This window comes from Arthrobacter sp. APC 3897, from assembly GCF_030407495.1.
In the GTDB taxonomy this organism is placed as follows: domain Bacteria; phylum Actinomycetota; class Actinomycetes; order Actinomycetales; family Micrococcaceae; genus Arthrobacter_B.
Map to the genome: position 1 here is coordinate 74726 of NZ_JASDDG010000002.1, position 25374 is coordinate 100099.

24 protein-coding genes and 1 pseudogene are annotated in these 25374 nt (G+C 65.8%); 11 read left to right on the forward strand and 14 right to left on the reverse strand.

Going from position 1 to position 25374, the window contains the following annotated elements; all coding sequences use genetic code 11:
- Positions 1–143: 143 nt before the first annotated feature.
- The 3 genes from QMA10_RS01495 to QMA10_RS01505 all read left to right on the forward strand — a co-directional run bounded on the left by QMA10_RS01495 (position 144) and on the right by QMA10_RS01505 (position 3150).
- On the forward strand, positions 144–368 hold the full coding sequence (locus QMA10_RS01495) for a hypothetical protein (protein ID WP_290165480.1): 225 nt from the start codon (positions 144–146) through the stop codon (positions 366–368).
- A gap of 42 nt (positions 369–410) precedes the next feature.
- Complete coding sequence (locus QMA10_RS01500) at positions 411–1166, forward strand: helix-turn-helix domain-containing protein (protein WP_290165482.1); 756 nt, start codon at positions 411–413, stop codon at positions 1164–1166.
- 70 nt (positions 1167–1236) lie between these two features.
- Positions 1237–3150, forward strand: coding sequence for a heavy metal translocating P-type ATPase (locus QMA10_RS01505; protein WP_290165484.1), 1914 nt, complete (start codon positions 1237–1239; stop codon positions 3148–3150).
- Here QMA10_RS01505 and QMA10_RS01510 read toward each other — a convergent pair.
- Both QMA10_RS01510 and QMA10_RS01515 read right to left on the reverse strand, forming a co-directional pair.
- Positions 3141–3977: an SDR family oxidoreductase gene (locus QMA10_RS01510; protein WP_290165486.1), complete on the reverse strand. Its 837-nt coding sequence runs from the start codon at positions 3975–3977 to the stop codon at positions 3141–3143. The genes QMA10_RS01505 and QMA10_RS01510 overlap by 10 nt on opposite strands.
- On the reverse strand, positions 3922–4923 hold the full coding sequence (locus QMA10_RS01515; protein WP_290165487.1) for an acetamidase/formamidase family protein: 1002 nt from the start codon (positions 4921–4923) through the stop codon (positions 3922–3924). Before QMA10_RS01515 ends, QMA10_RS01510 begins: the two co-directional genes overlap by 56 nt.
- A 107-nt stretch (positions 4924–5030) precedes the next feature.
- Here QMA10_RS01515 and QMA10_RS01520 point away from each other — a divergent pair, with 107 nt between their 5' ends.
- Both QMA10_RS01520 and QMA10_RS01525 read left to right on the forward strand, forming a co-directional pair.
- Positions 5031–6026, forward strand: coding sequence for a magnesium and cobalt transport protein CorA (locus tag QMA10_RS01520; protein WP_290165489.1), 996 nt, complete (start codon positions 5031–5033; stop codon positions 6024–6026).
- The gene (locus QMA10_RS01525) at positions 6023–6421 is read left to right on the forward strand and encodes an META domain-containing protein (RefSeq protein ID WP_290165490.1); all 399 of its coding nucleotides are present in this window, start codon (positions 6023–6025) and stop codon (positions 6419–6421) included. The genes QMA10_RS01520 and QMA10_RS01525 overlap by 4 nt, the downstream gene beginning before the upstream one ends.
- On the opposite strand, the gene QMA10_RS01530 is transcribed toward QMA10_RS01525, so the two are convergent.
- From QMA10_RS01530 to QMA10_RS01545, 4 genes and pseudogenes are all read right to left on the reverse strand, one after another.
- Positions 6418–7536, reverse strand: coding sequence for an alcohol dehydrogenase catalytic domain-containing protein (locus QMA10_RS01530; RefSeq protein ID WP_290165491.1), 1119 nt, complete (start codon positions 7534–7536; stop codon positions 6418–6420). The genes QMA10_RS01525 and QMA10_RS01530 overlap by 4 nt on opposite strands.
- Positions 7533–8885 (reverse strand): MFS transporter, encoded by a 1353-nt coding sequence (locus tag QMA10_RS01535; RefSeq protein WP_290165493.1) that lies wholly within the window; start codon positions 8883–8885, stop codon positions 7533–7535. Before QMA10_RS01535 ends, QMA10_RS01530 begins: the two co-directional genes overlap by 4 nt.
- Before the next feature lie 96 nt (positions 8886–8981).
- Positions 8982–9962, reverse strand: a complete 981-nt coding sequence (locus QMA10_RS01540) for a glycosyltransferase family 2 protein (protein WP_290165495.1) — start codon at positions 9960–9962, stop codon at positions 8982–8984.
- 127 nt (positions 9963–10089) lie between these two features.
- Positions 10090–10970: pseudogene (locus QMA10_RS01545) on the reverse strand (manganese catalase family protein).
- A 211-nt stretch (positions 10971–11181) separates the two neighbouring features.
- Here QMA10_RS01545 and QMA10_RS01550 point away from each other — a divergent pair.
- Entirely contained in the window at positions 11182–12714 is a 1533-nt protein-coding gene (locus tag QMA10_RS01550; protein ID WP_290165497.1) for a peptidase S10, read from the forward strand.
- 42 nt (positions 12715–12756) lie between these two features.
- Here QMA10_RS01550 and QMA10_RS01555 read toward each other — a convergent pair whose 3' ends face one another.
- Entirely contained in the window at positions 12757–13257 is a 501-nt protein-coding gene (locus tag QMA10_RS01555) for a DUF456 domain-containing protein (protein WP_290165499.1), read from the reverse strand.
- Between the two features lie 303 nt (positions 13258–13560).
- Here QMA10_RS01555 and QMA10_RS01560 point away from each other — a divergent pair, with 303 nt between their 5' ends.
- Positions 13561–14523 (forward strand): YrzE family protein, encoded by a 963-nt coding sequence (locus QMA10_RS01560; protein ID WP_290165502.1) that lies wholly within the window; start codon positions 13561–13563, stop codon positions 14521–14523.
- 87 nt (positions 14524–14610) lie between these two features.
- Here QMA10_RS01560 and QMA10_RS01565 read toward each other — a convergent pair whose 3' ends face one another.
- Entirely contained in the window at positions 14611–15519 is a 909-nt protein-coding gene (locus QMA10_RS01565) for an SDR family oxidoreductase (protein WP_290165504.1), read from the reverse strand.
- A 276-nt stretch (positions 15520–15795) separates the two neighbouring features.
- A complete protein-coding gene (locus QMA10_RS01570; protein ID WP_290165506.1) occupies positions 15796–17001 on the reverse strand; it encodes a multidrug effflux MFS transporter in 1206 nt (401 codons plus the stop codon).
- Between the two features lie 108 nt (positions 17002–17109).
- Between QMA10_RS01570 and QMA10_RS01575 the strand changes: the two genes are divergently transcribed.
- Positions 17110–17553 carry a universal stress protein gene (locus QMA10_RS01575; RefSeq protein ID WP_290165508.1) on the forward strand — a complete coding sequence of 148 codons (444 nt, stop codon included), beginning with the start codon at positions 17110–17112 and terminating at the stop codon, positions 17551–17553.
- A 58-nt stretch (positions 17554–17611) separates the two neighbouring features.
- Here the strand turns inward: QMA10_RS01575 and QMA10_RS01580 are convergent, their stop codons facing one another.
- Entirely contained in the window at positions 17612–19138 is a 1527-nt protein-coding gene (locus QMA10_RS01580) for an MFS transporter (RefSeq protein ID WP_290165510.1), read from the reverse strand.
- 121 nt (positions 19139–19259) lie between these two features.
- Between QMA10_RS01580 and QMA10_RS01585 the strand changes: the two genes are divergently transcribed.
- Genes QMA10_RS01585 through QMA10_RS01595 form a run of 3 tightly spaced genes read left to right on the forward strand, consistent with a single transcriptional unit; the run spans position 19260 to position 20933 of the window.
- Positions 19260–19832 (forward strand): TetR/AcrR family transcriptional regulator, encoded by a 573-nt coding sequence (locus QMA10_RS01585; RefSeq protein WP_290165512.1) that lies wholly within the window; start codon positions 19260–19262, stop codon positions 19830–19832.
- 19 nt (positions 19833–19851) lie between these two features.
- Positions 19852–20319, forward strand: a complete 468-nt coding sequence (gene rraA, locus QMA10_RS01590) for a ribonuclease E activity regulator RraA (protein WP_290165514.1) — start codon at positions 19852–19854, stop codon at positions 20317–20319.
- An 8-nt stretch (positions 20320–20327) separates the two neighbouring features.
- A complete protein-coding gene (locus tag QMA10_RS01595; protein ID WP_290165516.1) occupies positions 20328–20933 on the forward strand; it encodes a dienelactone hydrolase family protein in 606 nt (201 codons plus the stop codon).
- Between the two features lie 10 nt (positions 20934–20943).
- Here the strand turns inward: QMA10_RS01595 and QMA10_RS01600 are convergent, their stop codons facing one another.
- From QMA10_RS01600 to QMA10_RS01615, 4 genes are read right to left on the reverse strand one after another with little or no spacing between them, the layout of a single operon-like run.
- Positions 20944–21789 carry an aldolase/citrate lyase family protein gene (locus QMA10_RS01600; RefSeq protein WP_290165518.1) on the reverse strand — a complete coding sequence of 282 codons (846 nt, stop codon included), beginning with the start codon at positions 21787–21789 and terminating at the stop codon, positions 20944–20946.
- Positions 21773–23209, reverse strand: coding sequence for an allantoinase AllB (allB, locus tag QMA10_RS01605; protein WP_290165520.1), 1437 nt, complete (start codon positions 23207–23209; stop codon positions 21773–21775). Before allB ends, QMA10_RS01600 begins: the two co-directional genes overlap by 17 nt.
- Positions 23206–24063, reverse strand: coding sequence for a bifunctional allantoicase/(S)-ureidoglycine aminohydrolase (locus tag QMA10_RS01610; protein WP_290165522.1), 858 nt, complete (start codon positions 24061–24063; stop codon positions 23206–23208). Before QMA10_RS01610 ends, allB begins: the two co-directional genes overlap by 4 nt.
- Positions 24064–25320 (reverse strand): aldolase/citrate lyase family protein, encoded by a 1257-nt coding sequence (locus QMA10_RS01615; RefSeq protein WP_290165746.1) that lies wholly within the window; start codon positions 25318–25320, stop codon positions 24064–24066. It lies immediately after the preceding gene.
- Positions 25321–25374: the final 54 nt, after the last annotated feature.

Below are 25374 nucleotides of genomic sequence, written 5' to 3' on the forward strand. Positions count from 1 at the left end.
CAGGAGGGCGGCCCGGCGGGGATCGCCGCCATCCTTTCATGTGCGCCCGCGCCGGGATAGAGCAACCGCAGGGACGGGTTCGTCTGAGAAGAAAGCCATCCCGTGCCGGGTGCAATCGGCACGGGCAGGCTTAACCTATCCGCATGAGTTGGACCGACGAGCGTCCGCCGTGGCTTCCGCCTCTGCCTTCCCCCCACCGCGGCCGCATCCGCATTGTGGTGGGTATGACCATGGTGATTGCCTGCATGCTGGGGATCCTGGTGGTTGCCTTTCTGGGCGAAACCCTGAGCATGTACGTCTGGTGGCCGCTGGCTGCCGGCCTCGCGTTCCTGATGTCCGGCCTGCTGAGCCGCCGCCGGATGCCGTAACTGCGGCTGTCCGGCGGTACGAGTCATCCTAAGATGGGCTCCATGACTGATCCCTCCGGCCACGACGGCGCATCCGTATCTTCCAGCTCCCCGGGCACCGGCGGAGCCGGCTCGCTGTCCCAGACCCTCTCACGCGGCCTGCGGGCCCTGGAGCTGCTGGCAGAGTCCGAGTCACCCATGACCATCGCCGAATTGTCGCAGAGCCTCGGGGTCCACCGGTCCATTGCCTACCGCATCCTGCGCACGCTCGAGGCACATTCGCTGGTGATGCGCGACGACGCCGGCCGGGTGGCGACGGCACCCGGCCTCGCCGCGCTGGCCCGCGGCGTATCGCGGGACCTCCAGACGGCGGCGCTGCCCGAGCTGACGGCACTGGCCGATGAACTCTCGATGACCGCTTTCGTAGCTGTGTGGGACCAGCACGACTGCGTGACGCTGGTGACGGTGGAACCGCGGCACAGCCGCACGGCACTGGTCCAGCGCCCGGGAACCCGGCACTCCTTCGCTTCCGGAGCTCCGGGGATTGCCATCCAGTCAGCCGTGGGTGAAGAACAATGGGCCAAGCTGGCACCCGGACAGCCCTACCGGCCGGAATCCGCTCTGGCACGAACCCGGGGCTACGCCGTCAGCCACGACGAAGTTATCGGCGGCGTCTCCGCCGTCGCGTCTCCCATCACCGTTTCCGGGCAGCTCCCGGCCGCCGTGTCCGTGGTGTATTTCGGCTCCGGAAGGGACGAAGAAACGCTGGGCCGGCGGCTGGCGGAAACAGCACGCTCGATCACCGCGCGGCTGAACTAATCCGGCCTGCTGAGTAAGGCAAGCCATCTCTTGCTGGCGGGGTCCCTGCGGCAGGCCTATAACAGGAAACATGAAGGTTCTTAGCGCAATCCGGAAGTACCCGGTGGTGGCTGCAACCGTCGTCGTCGGTCTGGCGGTTTTCGCACTGCTCGGCGCCGCTCTCCCTCAGGCTGCCGCCTGGATCGCCTCAATCTTTGCCCTGCTGATCGCCGCCGGAACGGGCGTGCGGATGATCCGGGACATTATGCGCGGCCACTGGGGCCTGGACATCCTGGCGGTGGTGGCCATCCTGTCCACCGTGGCGGTGGGCGAATACGTTGCCTCCCTGATCATCGTGCTCATGCTCTCGGGCGGCGAGGCACTGGAGGATTACGCGGCGGGGCGTGCGCGCGGAGAGCTGGATGCACTGCTCGCACGGGCACCGCAGGCCGCACACCGTTTGCCGGCCGGCTCCCGGACGCCCGTTGATATCTCCGCGGACGAAGTGGTCCCGGGCGATGTGCTGCTGGTCAAACCTTCTGAGCTCGTGCCCGTGGACGGTGTCCTGCTCAGCCCGGAGGGCAGCTTTGACGAATCTTCGCTGACCGGTGAACCGCTGCCGGTGACCATCACTGACGGGCAAACGGTCATGAGCGGCTCGGTCAACGGGCCGCAGGCGGTACTGATCCGGGCCACTGCGGCCACGGAGGACAGCCAGTACCAGCGCATCGTCGCCCTGGTGCGCGAAGCCGCGGAATCCAAGGCCCCGGTGGTCCGTCTGGCGGACCGCTTTGCCGTCCCGTTCACTGTCTTTTCCCTGCTCCTCGCCGGCATTGCCTGGTGGGTAAGCGGCGAACCCGTCCGTTTCGCCGAGGTGCTGGTTCTGGCCACTCCGTGTCCCCTGCTGATCGCCGCTCCGGTAGCCTTCATGGGCGGCATGAGCCGGGCTGCCAAGGACGGCATCATCGTCAAGGGCGGGGCAACCCTGCAGCAGCTGGCCGGAGCCCGCAGCATTGCCTTCGATAAGACCGGCACGCTGACCTACGGCAGGCCGGAGCTCACCGGTGTCCTGCCTGCTTCCTCCTTCGCCGCCGACGACGTGCTGCGGCTGGCTGCCTCGGCCGAACAGTACTCCTCCCATGTGCTGGCAGCCGCTGTGCAGAACGCCGCCCTGGAACGCGGGCTGCAGCTGAGTCCGGCCACCACTGCTTCCGAGGTGGCGACCAACGGCGTGCGTGCCGTTGTGGACGGCCACACGGTCCTGGTGGGCAAGCGCCGCTTCGTGGCGGCGGAGGCTCCGGAAACCGCAGACGGCGGTGAAACGGCGGCCGGCGCCGGGCAGCTGAGGGTGTACGTGGCAGTGGACGGACGCTTCGCCGGCACCCTTCTCCTTAGTGACACCCCGCGCCGGAATGCACGGGCCACGCTGGAGCGGCTCGCCGGCCTGGGGCTGGAACCGCCCGTCATGCTCACCGGAGACGGGCGCGCTTCGGCTGAGAGCACTGCCGGGGCGCTGGGTATCCGGCAGGTCCACGCGGAGCTCCTGCCCGAGGACAAGGTCCGGCTGGTCGCGGAGATGCCCTCGCGTCCGGTGATCATGGTGGGCGACGGCGTCAACGACGCGCCGGTGCTGGCTGCGGCCGACGTCGGCATTGCCATGGGCGCACGGGGTTCCACCGCGGCCGGGGAGTCTGCCGATGCCGTGATCGTGACCGATGACATTTCCAAGGTGACCGACGCCGTCGTCATTGGCCGGCGGACCATGCGCATTGCCCTGGGCAGTATCTGGCTGGGGATTTCGCTCAGCGTCGGTCTGATGGTGCTGGCGGCGTTCGGATTCATTCCTGCCGTGGCCGGAGCCCTGATTCAGGAGCTCGTGGACCTGGCGGCCATCCTCAACGCGCTGCGCGCCCTCGGCGGCGGATCCGCCCTTGGGCAGCCTGGAACCGGACCCTCGGAGCGGAGGAAGTCTCCCGGCGTTGTGCCGGGAACGGTTCAGAACTGAATTCCGCGCGAGAGCCCGCCGTCTACGAGGATATTTGCCCCGGTGGTGCGGCTGGAGACCGGACTCGAAATAAAGACAACGGTGTCGGCAATTTCCTGCGGCGTTCCCATCCGGTGCGTCGGGTTGAGGTCCATTGATTGCTTAAAGAGCTCCGGGTTGCCTGCCTCGATACCCTGCCACACTCCGCCGTCGTGGTAGGTGTTGCCCGGTGACACCGTGTTGGCGCGGATGCCGCGGCCGGCCAGCTGGAAGGCCAAACCGGCCATGTAGGCGATGAGGGCGGATTTCACCGTTCCGTACGGGCCCGACGCGAAGTCCACTTCCCGTCCCGAGACACTGGAGATGGCGAGCAGGGACGGAGAATCACTGCGCTCCACGTGCGGGAGCGCAGCCTTCATGAGGTTCACGGTTCCAAGCAGATCCACCCGCAGACAGTTTTCCCAGGCTTCCGGAGTGTCCGCGATGTCCAGCGCGCTGACGTTGCTGACCACCGCATCAAGGCCGCCGAATTCTGCTGCTGCCGCGTTCACCCAACGGGTAACCGCATCGGCGTCACCCATATCTGCAACGGTGCCCTGCACCCGCACGCCGAAACGAGCGAGGGCAGCTTGGGTGCCGGCAATCTCGGCGGCGCTGCGGGCACAGAACGCGACGTTGGCGCCCTCCGCGGCGAATGCCTCCGCAATGGCCCTTCCGATGCCGCGGGTTCCGCCGGTCACCAGTGCCGTTTTGCCCTCTAGCTGCAGATCCATGGAGCCTTCCGGGACGTCATCAAAGGAGTTCTGCGCTGCGCCGGCGCAGGTCGGCATGAAGTCCGTCGTAGGCATGGGCCTCAGGGAACAGGGCTTTGCGGGCCTTGACAACCACGCTGTAGTTGGCATCGACGGCATTGGCGATCGGAGCCTGCGCCGTCTGGGTGAGCAGCTGGTAGGCATCCATTTGATGCAGCCCGAACAGCTCCCCGAACCACCGGACCATCTCCACCTGTCCGATCCGCCAGGAGTCCTCCATGGGCCGGGAAGACCCCACCGCCATCCAGTCCGTGTCTGTTTCGAGCCGGGGCCAGGCCGGGGCGCCGCCCTTGATCAGTTCCACGATGATGGTGGAGCTCATGGCTCCCTCGACAGCGGTACCGCACGCTTCGCCCTCACCCTGACGGTAGTGCCCGTCTCCGATCGAGAAGAGAGCGCCCTCCCGGTTTACACCCAGGTAAACCGTGGTTCCGGCCTTGACGTCCGGCGCGTCCATGTTCCCGCCGAAGCGCTCGGGCACCAGTGAGGAGCGGACCTCGCCTCCCGGCGGGGCCACTCCCACGGTGCCCAGCATGGGTTCCAGCGGCAGGGCCACCTCAAAATCCCCGAAGCGGGCAGAAAACCCCACCGTGTTCCGTGCCGAATCGACGTGGTAGATCCAGGTGGTGTCAGGCAGCGGGTCCTGCAGAAATGCGGTCCGGTCGGTGCTTGTCAGTCCTCCAAAGAAGGGAATGGTGGCTGAGGCGCCGTAGCTGCGCGCCGGGGTTAGATCGGCGATGTGCAAGGCGAGGGTATCCCCCGGCTCGGCCCCTTCAACGTAAAAGGGGCCGGTTTGGGGATTCACAAAATTCAGGTCCACCTTTTCACTGGAAATATCCGCAGCAGAGGTCAACGCATTGTTGAAGGCATCCTCCGACCACAGGAAAAGTGCCGTGCCCGGCTTGACCCGCATCACCGGGGCAGCACCGCCAAAAGTATAGACAAACTGATCACGGCTCGGCCGGTATTCGACGGTCTCCATGCCCCGGATGCTATCGGTGCCCGCTCCCTGGGACAACAGCAGGGATAATGAACTTTTGTCCGTGCTGCACCGCGGGCGCAGAAGCCAACAAAAACGGAGGGACGTCCATGACTCTGATCGACAACGGGGTGTATGTGGACGGAAAGCGCCAGCACACACCGGACAGTTTGGATGAAACCTTCGAGCTGACCCGCACGTCCGGCGGCATGGCCTGGATCGGTTTGTACCGTCCCGACGACATTGAGCTGCTGGCCGTGGCCGAGGAGTTCGGCTTGAACCTGCTGACGGTGGAGGACGCGCTTGCCGGCCACCAGCGGGCCAAGCTGGAGCGCTACGACACTACGCTGTTCACGGTGCTTCGGCCGGCCCGGTACCTGGACGACGTCGAACGCGTCGAGTTCGGTGAACTGCACCTGTTTGTCGGCCCAAACTTTGTGGTGACGGTCCGGCATGCCGAATCCCCGGATCTGGGCCGCGTCCGCAAGCGGCTGGAACAGGAACCGGACCTGCTGGCTCTTGGTCCCCACGCTGTGCTGTACGCCGTCCTGGACCAGGTGGTGGACGAATACGCGCCCGTGGCCGCAGGGCTGGAAAACGACATCGACGAGATCGAGGACCAGCTTTTCGGCGGCGACGTTGAAGTGTCCCGGCGCATCTATGAACTCTCCCGCGAAGTCATCCAGTTCCAGCGCGCCATTGCACCGCTCGAAGGCATGGTGGGCACCCTGCGGAGCAACACCGGAGAGTTCGGAATTCCGGATCAGCTGCAGGACAACCTGGGCGACGTCCTGGACCACGTCCTGCGCCTGATCGACCGTGCCAACGCCTACCGCGCCCTGTTGGAGAATGCCCTGAACCTCTCCTCCACCCTGGCGTCGAACCGGCTGGCAGAAACATCCATAGCGCAGAACGAGCAGGTCAAACGCATCTCCTCCTGGGCTGCCATCCTGTTCGCACCCACCCTCATTGGCGCCATCTACGGCATGAACTTCGAAAACATGCCCGAACTGTCCTGGGCATGGGGATATCCTTTGGCCCTGGGCGCCATGGTCATCATGGCGGCCGCCCTATATCTAACCTTTAAGAGGAACAAATGGCTTTGAGCACGCGACGCCGCCCTGCTGAACGGCGCCTTCTGCGGACCGCCCTCCTGCTCGGTGCGGTGCTGGCCGCCGCCGGGCTGACGTCCTGCGCGGACTCCGCCGGCGCGCCCGTCCCGTCGGTGGAAGGCACCTGGGGAAACACCGCAGATTCCAATGCTCCGTCCCTGGACTTTGCCTCCGACGGGAGGGTGACGGGAACCGACGGCTGCAACCGCCTTATGGGCCAGTGGGCCCAGGACGGCACCCTGGTAACCATCAGCAACCTCGCCTCCACCATGATGTTCTGCCAGGACGTGGACACGTGGCTCTCCGCTGCCTTCACCGCTGAAATCGACGGTGACACCCTGGCTGTGTTCAACGAGGACGGCGAGCCGATTGGAACGTTGGAGCGCTAGCCGGAGGCTTCCCCCTCAAAATGGATAATCTGGCGCAGGGCACGCCCGCCGGCCAGATCATCCATGGCAGCGTTGATGTCCTCCAGCCGGATCCGGGCCGACACCAGTTTCTCCACCGGAAGCCGTCCCTGCCGCCAGAGGTCGGCAAAGACGGGCACATCGCGTGCGGGAACTGCTGATCCCAGATAGCTGCCGATGATGGTCCGGGCCTCAGCCACCAGCATGAGCGGCGAAACCTGCGCCATGGCATCCGGCGCCGGCAGGCCCACTGTGATGGTGGTGCCGCCGGGTTCGGTCAGGGCCACTGCTGTCTCGAAGGCACGGGTGTTACCGGCTGCTTCCACCACGGTGGGCGCAGTGATGCCCAGCTCCGCTGCAGCCGCCGGCGTATAAGCAGCCGAGGCGCCCAGAGACCGGGCCTGCCCCAGTTTCTCCTCATTCGCGTCAATCCCGATGACCTCCGCGCCAAGTGCACGTGCCGTCAGCAGGGCAGCCATTCCCACACCGCCCAGGCCCACCACCACCAGGGTGTCCCCCGGCTCCGGCCTGGCCAGGTTGAGCACCGCCCCGCCTCCGGTCAGAACGGCGCAGCCCAGCAGCGCGGCAACCTCGGGCGGCACGTCGGCGGGTACTTTCACCACCGACCGCTTGTCGACAACGGCGTGGGTGGCGAAGCCGGAAACCCCCAGATGGTGCAGCACATCTTCGCCGCCGCGGTGCAGCCGGACCTGTCCCGACAACAGGGTTCCCTTGGTGTTGGAAGCCGTTCCTTCGCTGCAGGGAAGCAGCCCGTTGGACCGGCACCCGCGGCATTGACCGCAGCGGGGCAGGAATGTCATGACAACGCGGTCCCCCGGAACCAGATCCGTCACGGAGTCCCCCGCCTGCTCCACGATTCCGGCGGCCTCATGGCCCAGAAGCATGGGCACCGGGCGCACCCGGTCGCCGTTGACCACGGATAAGTCCGAATGGCAGATCCCGGCGCATTCGATCCGCACCAGGATTTCGTCGCCGGCCGGCTCATCCAGTTCCAGGTCACAGATGGTCAGCGGCGTCGAATCTGCGTACTTGGGTGCCCTGCCGATCTCTTCGAGCACCGCTCCACGGATTTTCACCGTTTGATCTTGTGCACTTCGTCGACGTGCAGGTCAGCGCCCCTGGTCTCCTTGACCATGGTCACTGCGGCGAACGAGATCACGCACAGCACCATGATGTAGATGCCGATTGACGGCGACCATCCCGTTTCATTGAGCAGCAGCTGAGCGACGGTGGGGGCAAACGCGCCGCCGAGGATTGCTCCCAGGGCATAGCCGATGGACACCCCCGAGTATCGGACTCGGGCGGGGAACATCTCCGCATAGAGCGCTGACTGCGGGCCGTAGGACAACCCCAATCCGATGGTCAGCACAAAGATGGCCACGGCAAACAGGACGATGTTGGCGGTATCGATGAGCAGGAACATGGGCACGGCCCAGAGGAACACCCAGGCGTAACCGATCTGGAAGGTCCGGATCCTGCCGATCCGGTCCGAGAGGATCCCGCCGTACATGGTGAAAATCAACCAACCGAAGGACCCCAAGGTGGTGGCCAGAAGCACTGACGGCCGGTGCATCCCCAGCCCGCCGTCGACGACCTTGGTTGAGGCATAGGAGGCGAAGAACGCGATGACCAGGTAACCGGCGGCGTTGTTGGCGATGAAGATCAGGGCGCTGAGCACCACTTCGCGGGTGTTGTGCTTGAACAGCTGAGCAAGCGGCGCGGAGGATTCCTTTTTGCGTTCCTGGATTTCCAGAAAGACCGGGCTCTCATCGACGGACCGGCGGATGAAGTACCCAACGCCGATCAGCACTACGGAGAACAGGAACGGGATCCGCCACCCCCAGGAAAGGAACTGCTCTTCTGTGAGGCTGGTGCTCAGCACGTACATGACGAACGTCGCCAGGATCATTCCGATCGGCACGCCGATCTGCGGATAGGCGCCAAAGAGGCCGCGCTTGTTCACCGGTGCGTGCTCCACCGACAGCAGGGCGGCGCCGCCCCACTCCCCACCGGCCGAGAAGCCCTGCAGGATCCGCAGCAGCACCAGGAGAATGGGAGCGGCCACGCCAATCTGGGCGTAGGTGGGAACCAGGCCGATGAGGGCGGTTGAAGCTCCCATCATCAGCAGGGTGAAGACGAGCATTTTCTTCCGGCCCAGCTTGTCGCCCAAATGGCCGGCTACCACGGCGCCCAGCGGCCGGAACAGGAAGCTGATGCCGATCGTGGCGAAGGACACCACCTGCCTCAGCGGGCCCTCGCTGACCGGTCCAAAATAGAGGGTGGCCAGGACCAGCCCGGCCGCCTGGGCATAAATGAAGAAGTCGTACCATTCGATGGTGGTGCCCACCAGGGTTCCCGCAAGGACCTTGCGTTCCTCCCTGGTCATCTTGCCGTCGGCGGGGGCTCCCGCGATGCTGCTGCTCATGAAAACTCCATTGTTCATGGGGGAATAACTGAAAGAACGTTCGGTATGCACCTTGCGGAGAGAATACCGGAATTGTGACATAAAACACAGAGCTGTTCAGAGTGTGACCCGGCAGTGAAAATACAGCTGCGATGAGGACGTCACCTGTTCTTTCGGAGCCGGCGCAGGGAGTGCCCGGCCGTCAAGAGCCGCTTCCCCGCGTAGGGGACGCCTCCCCGCAGCCGCCAGCCAGACGCTGACCGCGCGCTCCGCCACCCACAACGGCGCCCACAGAGCAGCGTCCGCGCTGAACACCCGCACTCCGCCTGCCCGGCGGCGGCCGAGCTCGGCCGCCATAACGCTGGCTGCCGCAAGCATCGCCAGCCGTGCCGGTTCCCTCCGGAGCCTCAGCGCCAGCGGCAGCAGGGCGGCCTCAACCGCCAGCCGCCCCGGCTGGGCGAAGTCGTCATAGGCCTGCCGCACCCGCTGGCCCAGGAAATGCCGGACCGAACAGCAGGTCCGGGGAACAAACAGGTCATCTGCGCGAATCTCCCGGCCGCCTGCCGCCCGGATGGTACGAAGGAGTTCAAGGTTTTCGAAGAGGACATCGCCGCTGTACCCGCCGGCGGCCTGCAGCGTGGACCTGCGGATGGCCAGCGTCCCGGGGTAGTCGGACCCAAACGCCCGGTTAATCAAAGTTCGCGCGGTATCCCACCGGGCATGCCAGGGACGGGGATCCAAAAAATAGTTCTGCGGCCGCACAATATCGGCCTCCGCGAGCAGTCCCACGGCGCGCTCAAGGGAATCCCGGGTGTACCGCACGTCGTCGTCCGCGATCACGAGGTACTCGCACCTGCTGAGCTGCACTCCGGTCAGCACGCCCTCCACTTTTCCGTTGGTGCACCCCAATGGAAGCGGACGGCTGTGCCGCACCGCGGCGGGGAACGCTTTTGCGTGCTGGGCAAACAGGCCGGGAGGGGACCCGTCAACAACCAGGACGGCGATCCACCGGCTCAGGTCCTCCAGATACCTGCACAGCGAAGCCAGGTCTCCGCCGTCGTTCCATTTGAGCGGCAGGATGTATTCCGCTTCCGCCAACCCCGGTCCACCCAACTCCCGTCCCCCTTGTCGAACCTGTGCCTGGTGGCAGCACTCGCTGATAGATGATCCTTTGCCGGCGGGACTGCCGCATAACCTGCCGGCAGCCCCGCCGCATGCCGTTCAGTTACTCCTTATGCAGCTTGTCCTGCACCGCTCCGGCAGCCTTCTCTACGACGTTAGGCAGGTCAGTGGTGCCGTAGTAGCGGGCATCCACCCGGGTGGGCGGCGGCATGGGGGAGGACGTCGTCGGGCCGTCATGGTAGGTAAACTCGCCGTGCCCGTCCGGCGTGGGGCCGGACGCCCAGGTGCCTTCGGAAGCGGCCTCTCCGTCTGAGAAATTCAGGTACTGGTAGGAAACCTCGCGGTGTTCCTTGCCCAACGGGAAGTTGCTGGGCACGGGAAGCTGTTCCGCGCCGCTTGCCTGCAGCTCCAACGCGGCGGTGGTCCATTGGTTCTGGTGCATGGTGTCACGGGCCAGCAGGAAGGAGAGCAGGTCCCTGACACCATGGTCATCGGTCATGTGATAGAGGCGGGCCACAGCGAGCCTGCCCTGCATTTCGGCGTTGGCGTTGGCCGTGAAATCCGCCAGCAGGTTTCCGCTGGCCGTGATGAAACTGCCCTGCCAGGGGTTGCCGTTGGAGTCCACCGGGCGTGCGCCGGCGCCGGCCAGGATGGCGTGCTGTACGTCCATGCCTCCCACCACAGCCGCCACTGTGGGGTCATTCTGGACCGCGTCATCAGTGATTCCCAGCGGTGCCTTTTCCAGCAGCTGCGCAATCATGACGGCCAGCATCTCCACGTGGCCCATTTCCTCCGCTCCGATACCGAAGAGCAGGTCGCGGTACTTGCCTGGGATGTGGGTGTTCCACGCCTGGAATTCGTACTGCAGGGCCACCGTGATTTCGCTGTACTGGCCGCCAAGCACCTCCTGCAGCTTTCGGGCGTAAACCGCGTCAGGCTGGTCCGGGTGGATTTGAACTGGAGTTCCTGCTTATGGAAAAACATAGGTACCTCCGTGAGGGGTTGGAGCACCGCCTCCGTACCGCTGTGACAGCCGGCGAGCCGGTGCGCGTGAGTTCCAAATTAGCGGCGGCAACCCCCGGAATCGAAGAGTGATCAGCATACTTACTAATTGGTTCCGGTGAGCTTCGCGTCGCGGGCGCGGGCCATGCGAGCCGGTGCGGGGCGCAGCTGGCTAACTGGTTAGACTGCTCCAATGCCCCATGACGAGCAGCACCAGGACGCCGACAAGCAGCAGCAGAGCCGTGAGAACTCCCGGAACGGCGGTGAACCACAAGGTGGGAACCCGAAGATTACCGATGACTTCACTGTCCGCCGCCACGCCCTGCCAACCGGCCTGAAATACACCACCACCGCAGGGCGGCTGGTGCTTCGGCGGGAGGAAACCAGGGACGGAAGGGCGGACGGCTTCCTGCCCAAGGCGGAAATCTTCCTCGTTGCCTACACCGCCGATCCGGCCGACCCCTCGCCTGATGCTCAGCCGTCTGCTCCGGAGGCCAACCGCAGGCCCGTGATTTTCGCCTTCAACGGCGGACCCGGCTCGTCCTCGGTCTGGCTGCATATGGGCCTGCTGGGACCCCGGATGGTGGATTCCGGGGACGTTGGAGCACTGACGCCTCCCCCGTTTGGCCTGGTGGACAACCCGGAAACGATCCTGCAGCACGCGGACCTGGTGATGATCGATCCGGTCAACACCGGGTTTTCCCGGGTGGTGGACGGCAACGAAGCCACAGAGTTCCACGGCTTCGAAGAGGACCGGGATCTGGTGGCGGAAGTCATCCGGCTCTGGACCACCCGCAACAACCGCTGGCTAAGCCCCAAGTACCTCGTGGGCGAGTCCTACGGCACTCTGCGGGCCGTCGCCGTCGCCGGGCGGTTGTTCGATGCCTACGGCATGGCCGTCAACGGGCTCGGGCTGATTTCCACAGTCCTGAACATGGCCACACTGGACTTTGCCCCGGGCCGCGACACTCCCTACGCGCTTCATCTGCCCACTTACGCGGCCATTGCACACTTCCACGGGCGGCACGGAGACCGGCCACTGGCTGAGGTGGTGCGCGAAGCGGAGGAATTCGCCGGACGGGAGTTCGGCTACGCACTGACGCAGGGTTCCCGGTTGAGTACGCAAGAGTTCGACGACGTCGTCCGCCGGCTGGCGGAAATCACCACCTTGGATGAGGGCTTTATCCGGCGTACGAACCTGCGGTGGGACTACGCCCAGTTCTCCGCGGAGCTGCTGCGCAGCGAGAACCTGGTGGTGGGGCGGATAGACGGCCGGTTTACAGCACCGCCCGCGAACCAGCAGGATTCCATCAACTGGGATGATCCCAGCCTGCAGGCCATCAACGGACCGTACTCCGCTGCAGTGAACCACTATGTCCGGGCCGAGCTGGGCTACGAAAATGACCTCCCGTATGAAATCCTCACCGGCCGGGTCCAGCCGTGGAGCTACAAAAGCTTTGAGGGGGTTCCCGTGGACGTGACCGGGACACTCGAACGGCTGCTCGCGCACAACCCCTCCCTGCGCGTGCATGTGGACTACGGCTACCACGACGGCGCCACGCCCCACTTCGCGGCCGAGTATGTTTGGGCGCACATGCGGCTGAGTGATGCTGCGCGGGCACGGTTCACGCACCACTATCACGAGGCCGGACACATGATGTATCTCAAGCCGGAGTGCCGGACCGACCAGCTCGCTGCCCTGGCCGAGTTCGTCAGCGCCGGCTAGTTCGGCTGCGGGGCTGGGCTGCAGGGCTGGGCTGGAATTCAGTCAGCGACTGGAAAAATGCCACCAGATCCCGCCGGCAAATACGGATCCGGCGGCGAAGGCAAGGCCCAGTTCCACCAGGATGCCCAGCCCCATCGCTTTCAGTGCGGCATAGCTCGCTGACCATGCCGCGGGCAGGCTGCGGCGGCGAATGAACTCGCTGAGCAGCAGACCGGCCACAAACCCCACGATGAGCCCCACCACGGGAATCACGAACATGCCCACTACGCCCACCACCACTCCCGCCAGGACCGAGGTGTTGGGGACCTCGCGCTGCTTCAGCCTCCTGCCGGTCAACACCGCACTGGCGAGCAATCCTGCCAGCGCCAGCACTGCGCCCACCCCGAAGGTCCACCAGGCAGCTGTACTTTGCATTCCGAGTGCCCAGCCCAGCAGTGCGGCGATGATCAGAATGCTGCCCGGAAGGACCGGAATGATGATTCCGGTCAGACCCACGGCGATGGCCAGGGCGGCAATGACGGTAATGATGATGTCGGGGTCCATTCCTCCAGTGTTTCATTGGGTCCCGGTCCCGCAGATTGGGCCTGCCCGCAGGTGGGCGCTCCCATACCGGTCTCCGGCTGGTTGATCCTCCTCCGGTTTGGGATCCTCCTCCGGTTTGGGATTCTGCTCCGGTTTGGGAAAACCGTCCGGTCCGCCGCGGCAGGGATTTCCCATAACGGTCGATTTGTCCCCAACCGGAATTTCCGGTGGCCTGCGAGGATGAAGGACAGGTGGAGAAAATAATAAGGATGCTTATAAGCTGACCCTGACCGCCCGAACATTCGATGGCAACAGGAGAAACAGATGAGCACGGAACCAGGCAACAACGGCCGGGCCGGAGCCAACAACTCCGGCGACTTCGGAAATCCCGCCGGACCGGACGGCGGACGCCTCCGTGACCGGCCGGACCGGCTGGGTCCCGCTGACGAAACCCAGGTCCTGCCCACGGGCAACGGAACCGCGGCAGAGAATACTCCGGCCGCCGGGACCGCAGGGGCAACCGCTGCCGGGACCGACGACGGCGGGCACACCAAAGCGATGCCGCTAAGCCACACCAAGGACCCCAATGCGGACTATGACGACGGCACGGACTACCGCCCCGGAAACGGAAACGGCAACGTTGGGAGCGAAACCGGGCGCGCCGGCACCGCACGCACCGCCGAGACCCGGAATCCGCTTCCCGGCAAGGCCAACCGCGAGGCATTGCTCGCACTGGAAAAGGAGCGTTTTGGCGGCATGAAGTTCGGCGCGGCCTTCTTCGGCTGGCTGACCGCCACCGGAATGGTGGTGCTCCTGTCCGCACTGGCGGCAGCCATTGGCGCCGCCGTCGACTTCAACACCGACAATGATCTGGGCCAGTCCCTGGACCAGGCGATGGCAAACCAGAGCGCCGGGATCATCGGAACGGTCATCCTGCTGGTGATCCTGGTGCTGGCGTATTACGCCGGAGGTTACGTCGCCGGCCGGATGGCCCGGTTCAACGGTCTCAAGCAGGGTCTGGCAGTGTGGCTCTGGGCACTGATCGCCGGACTGGTTGTGGTGGTTCTTGGACTGATCTTCGGTGACGACATCCGCAGCATCACCCAGCTGAACACTGTGGCACCGCTGCCCGAGGACCTCAACGGCGCCACCGCCGCAACGTGGCTTGCCGTTGCCGCAACACTGGCTGCGACGCTCATCGGCGCGCTGCTCGGCGGCCTCGCCGGCATGCGGTACCACCGGCGGATTGACCGGGCGGACTTCGGCGATGCGGACCTCCGCGTCTAGCATTTGAGCTCAAGCTTTTAAGAGGAACCGGCCCGCACCTTTCGAGGTGCGGGCCGGTTCTTGGTTTCTTCAGCGATGCGCCGCCGATTACGGAGTAGGCATACCGCCGTTGACGTTCAGGGTTTCACCGATGACGTAGCTGGATTCCGGGGACGCCAGGAAGACGTAGGCCGGGGCAAGCTCGGTGGGCTGGCCGGCGCGGCCGAGCGCGGTGTCCTTGCCGAATTCCGGCAGTGCTTCCTTGGGCTGGCCGTCGGAAACCTGCAGCGGCGTCCAGAACGGACCCGGAGCAACAGCGTTCACGCGGATACCCTTGGGTGCGAGCTGCATCGACAGACCCTTGGTGAAGTTGTTGATGGCAGCCTTGGTGCTGGCGTAGTCCAGCAGGAACGGCGACGGGCTGTAAGCCTGGATGGACGTGGTGTTGATGATGCTCGATCCGGCCGGCAGATGCGGCAGAGCTGCCTTGGTGATGCGGAAGAACGCGTAGATGTTGGTCTTGAATGTGTCATCCAACTGCTCGTCGGAGAGATCTTCAAGGTTCTCCACGGCAACCTGCTTGCCCGCGTTGTTCACGAGGATATCCAGGCCGCCAAGCGCTTCCACCGCGTCTGCAACCAGCTGCCTGCAGTATTGCGCGTCCCGCACGTCGCCGGGAAGGGCCACAGCCTTGCGGCCGGCATCTTCCACGAGGCGCACGATTTCCCGGGTGTCTTCCTCTTCCTCGGGCAGGTAGGCCAGTGCGACGTCGGCGCCTTCACGTGCGTATGCAATGGCAACTGCCGCGCCAATACCTGAGTCGGCGCCCGTGATCAGGGCCTTGCGGCCTTCCAGCCGGCCGGTGCCGCGGTACGATTCCTCGCCGCGGTCCGTCTTGGGCTCCAGGGTCGCGTCCAGGCCGGGCTCGGGCTGATCCTGCTTCGGCGGCGTAATGGACGGGAAGCGGTCCACGGGATTCTGGAAGGTGTACTGATCGCTTGTGTTGCCGTTGGTCATAGAGTTTCCCACTTTCGGTAGGTCATTCTGCATGCGGTACGCCGCTCAGGGACGGACTTTCGCCGCCCCCGGAAGAAGCGTAAGTATGCTTAGCATTCTAAGCCCATGAGTCAGCAGGCCTCAAGTTCGGACTTGCCGTGCGCGCCGGAAGAAGGTGGCGGCGGGTCAGAAAAGCATGCCAAGGAACCCCACGCTGAGGCTGCCCACCAGTGCAATGATGAGGAGCCAGACAATGAGCGTTCGGTACTTATTCATGGTTCGCATAGTGCGTCGAGTCTACCGGCCGGCGGCAGAACGCGTCCGGGTGGCAATCAGTGCACCCGCTGCCACCAATGCGGACAGCGTCATAATGACCGCCAGCGGCACCGCGGATTCCTTGCCGGCAAGTCCCGTCAGCGGCGAAACCAGGGCGCCGGCAAAGAACTGGCCCCCGCCCAGCACAGCGGATCCGCTGCCCGCGGCGAGGCCCACCTCAGCAAGGGCGAGGGACGTTGTGTTTCCCATAATGAAGCCCACAGAGGTGGATGCGAAGAAGATGGGGACCGCCAGAAACACCGGCGGTGCGGATCCGGCCGCAAGAGCCAGAAGGGCGGCGGACATGGTGAGCAGCACACACACCGCCGCCGTCACCGTCTTTCTCGGCGGTATCCGGCGGGCCAGCCGGGCGGAGACAAACCCGGCGCCCACCAGGCCCATGGCGTTCACGCCGAAGACCAGTCCATAGGCTGACGCGGACAGCCCCATGAGGTTTTGATAGACAAACGGCGAGGCCGAGATGTAGGCCATGAGTACACCGAAGGTACTGGCAAACAGCACGGCGTAACTGAGGAATTTGCGGTTCGCCACCACGCCTGACAGCCCTGCAAGCAGCGGGCCGCTGCTGCGGTGGTGCGGGGGCTGGGATTCGGCCAGCACGCCCGCCACGCACACGAACATCACCAGTGCCAGCCCGGCAAGGACCCAGAGGACGCCGCGCCAGCCAAGATACTCTGCCAGCAGCCCGCCCACCGTCGGCGCAACCACCGGCGCCACGCCTCCGATGGTCATGAGCAGGCTGAAGGTCCGTGCCGACGCCGCGCCCGTCGTCAGGTCGGCGACCATGGCGCGTGCAATCACCACCCCGGCCGAAGCACACAGCCCCTGCAGCAGGCGTCCCGCAACAAGGACGCCCAGGTTCGGCGCGAGGGCGCACACGGCCGAGGCCAGGACGAATCCGGCTGATCCCAGGAACAGCGGGCGGAAACGGCCGTACCGGTCCGAGAGGGGGCCGAACACCAGCTGGCCGGCGCCCATGCCGAGAAGGAATGCAGTGAGGGTCAGCTGCACCGCGGTGGCGGACGCTTCGAGCTCATCGGTCATGGCCGGGAAGGAAGGCAGGTAGAGATCGGTGGCAAACGGCCCGGTGGCGGAGAGCAGGGCCAGAACCAGCAGCAGGCCGGTTGTCATGGAGGTAACCGGCTTGCGGTGAAACGGACTAAACATAGGCCTGATGGTACGTGGCCCCTCGCCCGCAGCTCCATTCAGGGGGAGGATGGCAGCACGGCACCATCCGGCACGTCACACGCCGACATTCAGAAGGACGGATGCACCATGAGCAACGGTGAAGACCGCAAACGCATTGTTGTGGGGGTGGACGGCTCCCGGCTCTCCATTGAAGCACTCTGGAAGGCCCGGCGCCTGGCCGCTGTCCTGGGCTGTTACTTGGAGGTGGTGACGGTTTGGGAATACAGCATCTCCCTCGCCCCGCCTGTCCCCACCGACACCTGGTCTCCGCAGACCCAGGCCGAGCTGACACTCAGAGAAGCGGTGGAGGAAGCCTTCGGTGATGATGTGCCGGCGGATCTCAAAGAGACTCCCCTGGTGGGACTGCCGGTGGAGCTCCTCATCGAGGCCAGCCGCGGGGCGGAAATGCTGGTGGTGGGCAACCGCGGACGCGGCGGCTTTGCCGGACTGCTGCTCGGTTCCGTCAGCTCAACGCTGGCGGCACATGCCCATTGTCCGGTGCTGATCGTGCACCGCGGAGAATCAGCTTAGGGCAGCATCACAGCAGCCCCCGCCAAAGCGCTCCAGGCGGGGCTGCCGGTTTTCGCCGTCAGTGTTCGACCGAGGCCCGCCGCAGGGTGACCACGGCACCGGCGGCTGCGGCCAGCATCAGGACGACGCCGATGAGTGAGGTGGTGCCTACACCGGAGTCGAAGGCGTGGCGGGCTGATTCCAGCAGTGCCATGGCTTGGTCGCCGGGCAGCCGCTGTGCAGCTTCAACCGCGCCGCCCAGGGTTTCCGAGGCGGCCGCGGCGTCCGCCGCGGAGAGCCCCTCCGGCAGGGATACGCCGTTGCGGTAACCGGCGGTGAGGATGCTGCCCAGGACGGCAGTGCCCAGCACAGCGCCCACTTCGTAGGCGGTTTCGGAGATGGCCGACGCTGCTCCTGCCTTGGTGGGCGGCACGGACGAGAGGATGAGGTCATTGGAAATAGTCTCCGCTGCACCTACTCCCAGCCCCAGCACCATGAACGCAATCATCAGGCCTGCGATGCCGTCCTCGGCTCCGGCGGCCAGGATGATCGTGTAGCCCACGGCGTTCAGGAGCAGGCCGCCGGCCACGACATAGCCGGGCCGGATGTGCCGGACGAGACGAACCACGGCCAGCCCGGCGATGATGGTCAGCACCAGCCCCGGCAGCATAATCAGGCCCGCCTCCTGCGGGGACTTCTCCAGGACCAGCTGCAGGTGCTGGGAGAGGAAGAAGATGAAGCCCACCAGGGAAAACACACTCACCAGGTTGGCGCCGATGGAACCGCTGAACGTGGGGTTGCGGAACAGCCGGACATCCAGCATGGGATGGATCCGCCGCAGCTGCCGGCGGACAAAGAGCACACCAAAGACCAGGCCGACGGCGATGGGCACCAGGGATTGCGTGCCGACGCCCGCCACGGCAATTTCCTTGATCCCGTAAACGACGGGGAACATGGTTGCCATCACCAGCAGGAGGCTCCACACATCCACCGGACCGGGGTTGGGGTCTCGGGATTCAGGCACCAGCATGGGAGCGAAGACCAGCAGCGGAATGAGGACCGGAACGGAGAGCAGGAAGACCGAGCCCCACCAGAAGTGCTCCAGCAGCACGCCGCCGACGATCGGACCCAGGGCGGCGCCGCCGGAGAACCCGGCAGCCCAAACGGCAATCGCGATCCGCCGCTGGGACGGAACAGTGAAGATGTTCCGGATCAGCGACAGGGTGGCCGGCATGAGCATAGCGCCGAACAGGCCGAGCAGGGCGCGGGCGCCAATAAGGGCCCCGGCGCTGGGCACGAACGCCGCGGCCGCGGAGACCAGGCCAAACCCGGCGCTTCCGACCAGCAGCAGTTTCCGCCGGCCAATCCGGTCACCGAGCGCACCCATGGGAACCAGCAGCCCCGCCAGCACCAGGGCGTAGATGTCCACGATCCACAGCAGTTCCGTGCCGGACGGCGCAAGCGCGCGGGAAAGGGACGGGATCGCAAAACTGAGAACGGTGTTGTCTACGGAAATCAGCAGCACCGGCAGCATCAGGACGGCAAGTCCCAGCCATTCGCGCCGGCCGGCTCGCTGGATCCGAGGCTTCTCCTGTACGGAAAGCACAGCTGTCTCCTTCGCAGGTAGTCGTAGGGGTCCGCAGCAGCGGCGGGGCGGGATCATCACGCCCGATGCGGATTACTGTACCGTCTAGACTGTACAGCATTTGATGGCGTAGCGTAAACGTATGCCTGAGCACATTTCCACCCGGGACCGCATCCTCTCCGCTTATGAAGAGCTGCTGATCAATGAAGGCCCGCGCGGTGCCACCATGGATGCCGTGATTGCCCTGGCCGGGGTATCCAAAGGCGGGCTCCTCTACCACTTCAAAAACAAGGAAGCGCTGGCCGCAGCCCTTATCGAGCGGCTCGAGGAGCTGGCCGCCGTCGACCTCCTGCGAATGGGCGCCGACCCGGAAGGCCCGTCCCGGTACCTGGTTCGGGAGTCCGTTTATGTCGGCAGCGCCCTGGACCGCGCGCTGATCGGCGTCGTCCGTCTTGCCCAGGCATCCGATCCGGATGCCTCAGCGGTACTGGAACGGATTCACCGCAGCTGGATGGATATGATCCTGGAGGAAGTAGGGAATCCGGCCATTGCACGCGCCATTGTCCTGCTCGGCGACGGACTCTATTACAACGAGGGTTTGCCCGGCGGCTGGCCGCGGGACCGGGACCCTTCCACCGCCCGGTCGGTCGCTGACCTGCTGGAGGTCGTGGACGTCCTGAAGGCGCACGCCTCCGGCGTTCCGCAAAACGGTTAACTCATGCCACAGTGGTCCCATGGAAATCAGCACAGCAGACCTCTATGACCAGCACGGTGAGTCCTTGGCTTCCGTCTCCCTGCAGTTCCAGGACCTCGGGGGCCGGCTGTCCTTCACCGGCCCGGTACGCACCATCCGCTGCCGCGAAGACAATGGTCTGGTGAAGTCCGTCCTCAGCTCCCCGGGCAACGGTGCCGTGCTGGTGGTGGACGGCGCAGGGTCCCTCAACAGCGCCCTCATGGGAGACATGATTGCCGAAGCCGCGGTTGCCAACGGCTGGGCCGGTGTTGTCATCAACGGACCCATCAGGGACCGCGCCGCCGTCGCCAAGCTGCCCCTGGGCGTGAAGGCGCTGGGCTCCAACCCGCGCAAGAGCGCCAAGGACTCGGTTGGCGAAGTGGACGTGCCTGTAGAGTTCGGCGGTGTCACTTTCCGTCCCGGCGCCACGCTGTACGCCGATATGGATGGCATCCTCGTCGAGCCCTAGGAGACGGCATGGCAAATATCCTGCTTTTCCACCACGCCCAGGGCCTGACTCCGGGCATGGATGCGTTCGCGGACGTCCTGCGCGGGGCCGGCCATACGGTGACGGTGCCTGATCTCTACGACGGGCATACCTTTATCGGCCTGGCGGACGGAGTTGCGTACGCCCAGGAGATCGGCCTGGACACGATCGAAGAGCTGGGCGTGCGTATCGCGAACCGTTTCCCGCAGGAAATGGTCTATATCGGCTTCTCCCTCGGCGTGATTCCGGCACAGCGGTTGGCGCAGACCCGCCCCGGCGCCCGCGGCGCGGTACTGATCAGCGCCTGCCTTCCGCTGGGCATCTACGGGGACACCTGGCCTGCGGATGTGCCCGTGCAGATCCATGGCATGGATGCCGACGAGGAGTTTGTCGACTCCGGAGACCTGGACGCCGCCAAAAACCTCGCAGCCTCCACTCCGGACGCCGAATTGTTCCTGTACCCGGGCGCGTCACACCTGTTCGCGGACATCAGCCTGCCGGATTATGACCCGGAGCAGGCCTTTGCCCTCACCCGCGCGGTGCTGGAGATGCTGGACCGCGCGGACGGCGGCCCTGCCGGACCCGCCGGCGAGTGACTGCAGAAGGCTACGCGTTCCAGAGGCCGTAGGAGTCGGCCAGCGAGGAAATCTTCTGGGCGCGGGCCAGGCGCGGCAGGTAAGAACCGTCGCCCACAACGGCGCCTGCGGCGTGCGCTTCGAGAAGCTCATGCGCCCAGGTGATCTCGGATTCGCTCGGCGAAAGCCCGTGGTTGATGAAGTCAGCGGCCTCGGGCATCAGGCACAGCTTGCCGGTCATGCCCATGGACTGGGTGACTTTGCAGGCATCCAGCAGCTTTTCGCCCAGCGCACCGACGGTAGGACCGTCGATCGGGCCGGGAAGCTGCCCCACACGGGAAGCCACCACCAGCTTGGACCGGGCGTAGGCCAGCGCCATGGGATCGTCGGAGGCGCCCGTGTCGCGGCGGAAGTCGCCCACGCCGAAAGCCAGCCGGAAGGTACCGGGGGCCGAGGCAATCGCCGTCGCGTTTTCAATGCCCAGTGCGGACTCCACGAGGGCCAGCACAGGGGTGCCGGCCTGCAGGCGCATGGCTGTGTGGGTAACCTGTTCCGGCTTTTCGGTCATGGCAAGCATGACGCCGCGCAGGCCCGGAGCCTTGGACAGCGCGGCCAGGTCATCGGCCCAGTAATCGGTTTCGATGCCGTTCACGCGCACCCAGGCGGTCATACCGGTGGACAGCGCCTCCACAACGCGTTCACGCGCCTCAGCCTTGCCTGCCGCGGGTACGGCGTCCTCCATGTCGAACACCACGGAATCCGCTTCCGAGGCCAGCGCCGGGCCAAAATTCGCCTCATCGGCAGCCGATGCCAGAAGCCAGGAACGGGAAAGTTTTGCAGGCAGCGACGCAGCGCGGCTGTTACGAAAAGGAGCCATACCTAGACCCTACTTTCCGTTCCGGCCGTTCCTTAAATGCGACGCATGGCTTTGTGGCGGCTATCACTGCCTGCCGGGCCAGCAGGCGTCCGGCCGGTACGGCGGGGTCGACGTCGGCACCGGCGAGCACGGTGCGGCGGACGACGCCGGTGAGCTGCTTCCCGGCGTAGGGAGTGATGGGATTCCGGTGCTGCAGCGCCGCCGGATCCACCGTGAAGGTGTCCTCCGCAGCGAACACGGCGAAGTCTGCGTCATTGCCCTCAACGATGCCGCCCTTGCGGTCAAGGCCGGCCAGTGCTGCCGGTGCGGCGGACATCCAGTGCAGCACCCGCTCCAGCGGAATGCCCCGCCGGCGGGCCTCCGTCCAGATCAGCGACAGGCCCAGCTGCAGAGAGGACACCCCGCCCCAGGCCACGCTGAAGTCTCCGTTCTCCAGATCCTTCAGGTCCAGGGTGCTGGGCGAATGGTCCGAGACGATGCAGTCTATGGTCCCGTCCGCCAGACCGGCCCAGAGCTGCTCGCGGTTGGCGTCGCCGCGGATGGGCGGGCAGCATTTGAACGCCGTGGCACCGTCGGGAATCTCCTCGGCCGCCAGCGTCAAGTAGTGCGGGCAGGTTTCCGCCGTCAGCCGCACGCCGTCGGCCTTTGCCGCCCGAAGCAGGGGCAGGGCTTCGGCGGAAGACAGGTGCAGGATGTGGGCGCGGGCGCCGGTGCGCGCTGCGGCATCGATGACGCCGGCTATGGCGGTGTTTTCCGCTGCGGGCGGCCGGGACGCCAAGAAACCCGCGTAGCCGGTGCCCGGCGGTGTGTCCCGGATGGCTGCCGGATCTTCAGCGTGCACAATCAGCAGACCGTCAAAGGTCTTCAGCTCGGCGAGCGCCGCCTCCATTTCCGCCGGTTCCAGGTGCGGAAACTCATCCACGCCGGAATGGACCAGGAAACATTTGAACCCAAAGGCACCCGCTTCGTGCAGCGGCCGCAGGTCAGCCAGGTTTCCGGGGACGGCGCCGCCCCAAAAACCCAAGTCCACAAAGGCCTGCGGGGCCGCGCAGTCCCGTTTAATGTTCAGTGCCTCCACTGTCACTGTGGGCGGAATGCTGTTCAGCGGCATATCCACCAGAGTGGTGACCCCGCCCGCGGCCGCCGCGCGCGTGGCGGAGGAAAATCCCTCCCACTCGGTGCGGCCCGGTTCGTTGATGTGCACGTGCGTGTCCACCAGCCCGGGCAGCAGGGTCTCATCGGCGGCCAGGTCGATGCTCCGCTTCCCTTCCAGCCCGGTTCCCGGCGGTACGACGGCGGCGATCACCCCGCGGCGCACCCCCACCTCGGCCGGGATGGTTCCCCCGGGGGTCAGCACAGCATGCCCGCGGATCACCAGGTCGAAAGGTTCCGGCGCCGGGTCCGGCAGCTGAGCGCTCACGGCTGGCCGCCGAGCAGGATCTGGCGGTTGACGTCCTTATATAGGAGATAGCGGAAGTCGGCCGGACCGCCGGCGTAACAGGCCTGCGGGCAGAAGGCCCGCAGGGACATGTAATCGCCTTCCTCCACCTCCACCCAGTCCTGGTTCAGCCGGTACACGGCCTTGCCCTCCAGGACGTACAGTCCGTGTTCCATGACGTGGGTTTCAGCGAAGGGAATGACGGCACCGGGTTCAAACGTCACCACGTTGACGTGCATGTCATAGGCGACGTCATCCACGGGGATCATCCGGGTGGTGCGCCATTTGTTGTCCGTGCCCGGCATGGGCGCGGGTTCAATCTCCGTCTCGTTGCCGAAGACCGGCTGCGGCGTGTGACCCGCCAGGGGCTGATATGCCTTGCGGATCCACTGAAACTTCACCGGTTCACCGGATTCGTTGAAGGCACTCCACGGGGCGCCGGGCGGCAGGTAGGCAAACCCGCCGGGGGTCAGGACCTTTTCCCCGCCGTGCAGGCGGACGGTCAGCGTGCCCTCGAGGATAAAGACGAAGGATTCCACGGTGGGCTGCGGTTCCGGCGAGGCGGAGCCGCCGCCGGGGGCCACCTCCACCAGGTACTGGGCGAAGGTGGTGGCACCGCCGGCAACCGGACGGTTCAGGATCCAGGTGCGGGTGCCGGTCCATTCGGGCAGCACGCTGGTGACAATGTCGCGCAGCACGCCGCGCGGAATCACGGTGTACGCCTCCGTCACCACGGCTCTTCCGGTGAGCAGCTCGGTCTGCGCGGGCAGCCCGCCGGCCGCGGCGTAGTAGCGCGGAGTGCCGCTGAGGTGGACGTTCTGCTCCTGGGTAGTCATCTAGCGGACCTTCTCTGTGAGGGGCGATACGGCAGTCTTGGGGTGGGCAAGAGCGGCGAGTTCGGAGCCGGTCAGCCCGGTGCCCTGTTCAATTTCCGTGTCGGTCAGGGCACCGCAGAGCAGTCCGCGGTGCACAAATCGGGCCAGTGCCCGGGCGGTGGCGGGTTCGTCCAGGACCGTTCCCTCCTGTTTCCGGACGTAGGTGTCCAGCCGCCGGGCAGCGGCGTCGAACCCCTGCCGGTAGAAGGCATAGGTGGCCAGGAAACGGGTGGGAAGCTGCGCCGGATGCAGGTCCCAGCCCTGGTAGAAACCGCGTTCCAGCGAACGGCGCACCAGCCTGGCGTGCAGCTGCCAGGCGGACCGGATTTCCCCGGGCGTGCCCAGCGGCAGGATGTTGGTGGAGCCGTCCGAGAGCCGGACGCCGGTCCCGGCAGCCGCCGCCTGCATGACGGCCTTGGCAAAGTCCGCAGCCGGGTGCTCCATGGACTGGTACTGCGCGGCAACCTGCACCGCATCGCTGTAGTCATAAGTACCGTAGTGCAGGGCCGAAACGCGGCCGCTGCCGTGGTGGATCAGCTGCGCAGCGGGCACGGTGCCGTTGGCAGCCAGGATCAGCTGCGGAGTTTCCACCTGCACCTCAAACCGCAGCCGTCCCGGTTCCAGGCCGTGGGCCTCTTCGAGCTGTCCGCAGATGTAGACCATGGCCTGCACCTGTTCCACGGTGGACACCTTCGGCAGGGTCAGCACCAGCCCGTCGGGCAGCTTTCCCGCCGCGAGCAGGCCGGCGAGGAACAGGTCCAGGGTCCGGATGCCGCGGGCCCGGGTGGCCGCTTCAAAGCACTTGAACCGGATCCCGATGAACGGCGGCGCGGTCCCGGCCGCCACCGCATCCGCCACGGCGGCGGCGGCCTGCCGGGCGTGGGTGTCTTCTTCCGGGTCCGGACGGATGCCGTAGCCATCCTCGAAGTCCAAACGCAGATCCTCGATCGGTTCGGTGCGCAGCTTCGCCTCCACCAGGGGCACGACGGCGGCTGCCAGGTCTGCGTCCAGGCCCGCCAGTTGGGCCAGGTCCGTCAGGGACCCCTGCGCCGCGGCTGCAGCCAGGCCCTCCCGGCCCCAGTGGGCGGGCAGCGCCGGCACGCAGCGGTCCGCTGGGATGTAAACGGTGTGCACCGGCTGGCGGGTACCGGCGTCGCCCGGGTACGCGGCGGCCAGCAACCGGTCGGTGTCCGCGAGGACGTTGTCGAGCCTTTGCAGGTGCGCGGCACCGAGAACGGGTGCGGGTTCAGTGGTCGGAGGAGAGAAGTTCAC

Coding starts and splice junctions, on each gene's coding strand:
- QMA10_RS01495 (WP_290165480.1), top strand. CDS start 144: ATGAGTTGGACCGACGAGCGTCCGCCGTGGCTTCCGCCTCTGCCTTCC.
- QMA10_RS01500 (WP_290165482.1), top strand. CDS start 411: ATGACTGATCCCTCCGGCCACGACGGCGCATCCGTATCTTCCAGCTCC.
- QMA10_RS01505 (WP_290165484.1), top strand. CDS start 1,237: ATGAAGGTTCTTAGCGCAATCCGGAAGTACCCGGTGGTGGCTGCAACC.
- QMA10_RS01510 (WP_290165486.1), bottom strand. CDS start 3,977: ATGCCTACGACGGACTTCATGCCGACCTGCGCCGGCGCAGCGCAGAAC.
- QMA10_RS01515 (WP_290165487.1), bottom strand. CDS start 4,923: ATGGAGACCGTCGAATACCGGCCGAGCCGTGATCAGTTTGTCTATACT.
- QMA10_RS01520 (WP_290165489.1), top strand. CDS start 5,031: ATGACTCTGATCGACAACGGGGTGTATGTGGACGGAAAGCGCCAGCAC.
- QMA10_RS01535 (WP_290165493.1), bottom strand. CDS start 8,885: ATGAGCAGCAGCATCGCGGGAGCCCCCGCCGACGGCAAGATGACCAGG.
- QMA10_RS01550 (WP_290165497.1), top strand. CDS start 11,182: ATGCCCCATGACGAGCAGCACCAGGACGCCGACAAGCAGCAGCAGAGC.
- QMA10_RS01555 (WP_290165499.1), bottom strand. CDS start 13,257: ATGGACCCCGACATCATCATTACCGTCATTGCCGCCCTGGCCATCGCC.
- QMA10_RS01560 (WP_290165502.1), top strand. CDS start 13,561: ATGAGCACGGAACCAGGCAACAACGGCCGGGCCGGAGCCAACAACTCC.
- QMA10_RS01565 (WP_290165504.1), bottom strand. CDS start 15,519: ATGACCAACGGCAACACAAGCGATCAGTACACCTTCCAGAATCCCGTG.
- QMA10_RS01570 (WP_290165506.1), bottom strand. CDS start 17,001: ATGTTTAGTCCGTTTCACCGCAAGCCGGTTACCTCCATGACAACCGGC.
- QMA10_RS01575 (WP_290165508.1), top strand. CDS start 17,110: ATGAGCAACGGTGAAGACCGCAAACGCATTGTTGTGGGGGTGGACGGC.
- QMA10_RS01585 (WP_290165512.1), top strand. CDS start 19,260: ATGCCTGAGCACATTTCCACCCGGGACCGCATCCTCTCCGCTTATGAA.
- rraA (WP_290165514.1), top strand. CDS start 19,852: ATGGAAATCAGCACAGCAGACCTCTATGACCAGCACGGTGAGTCCTTG.
- QMA10_RS01595 (WP_290165516.1), top strand. CDS start 20,328: ATGGCAAATATCCTGCTTTTCCACCACGCCCAGGGCCTGACTCCGGGC.
- QMA10_RS01600 (WP_290165518.1), bottom strand. CDS start 21,789: ATGGCTCCTTTTCGTAACAGCCGCGCTGCGTCGCTGCCTGCAAAACTT.
- QMA10_RS01610 (WP_290165522.1), bottom strand. CDS start 24,063: ATGACTACCCAGGAGCAGAACGTCCACCTCAGCGGCACTCCGCGCTAC.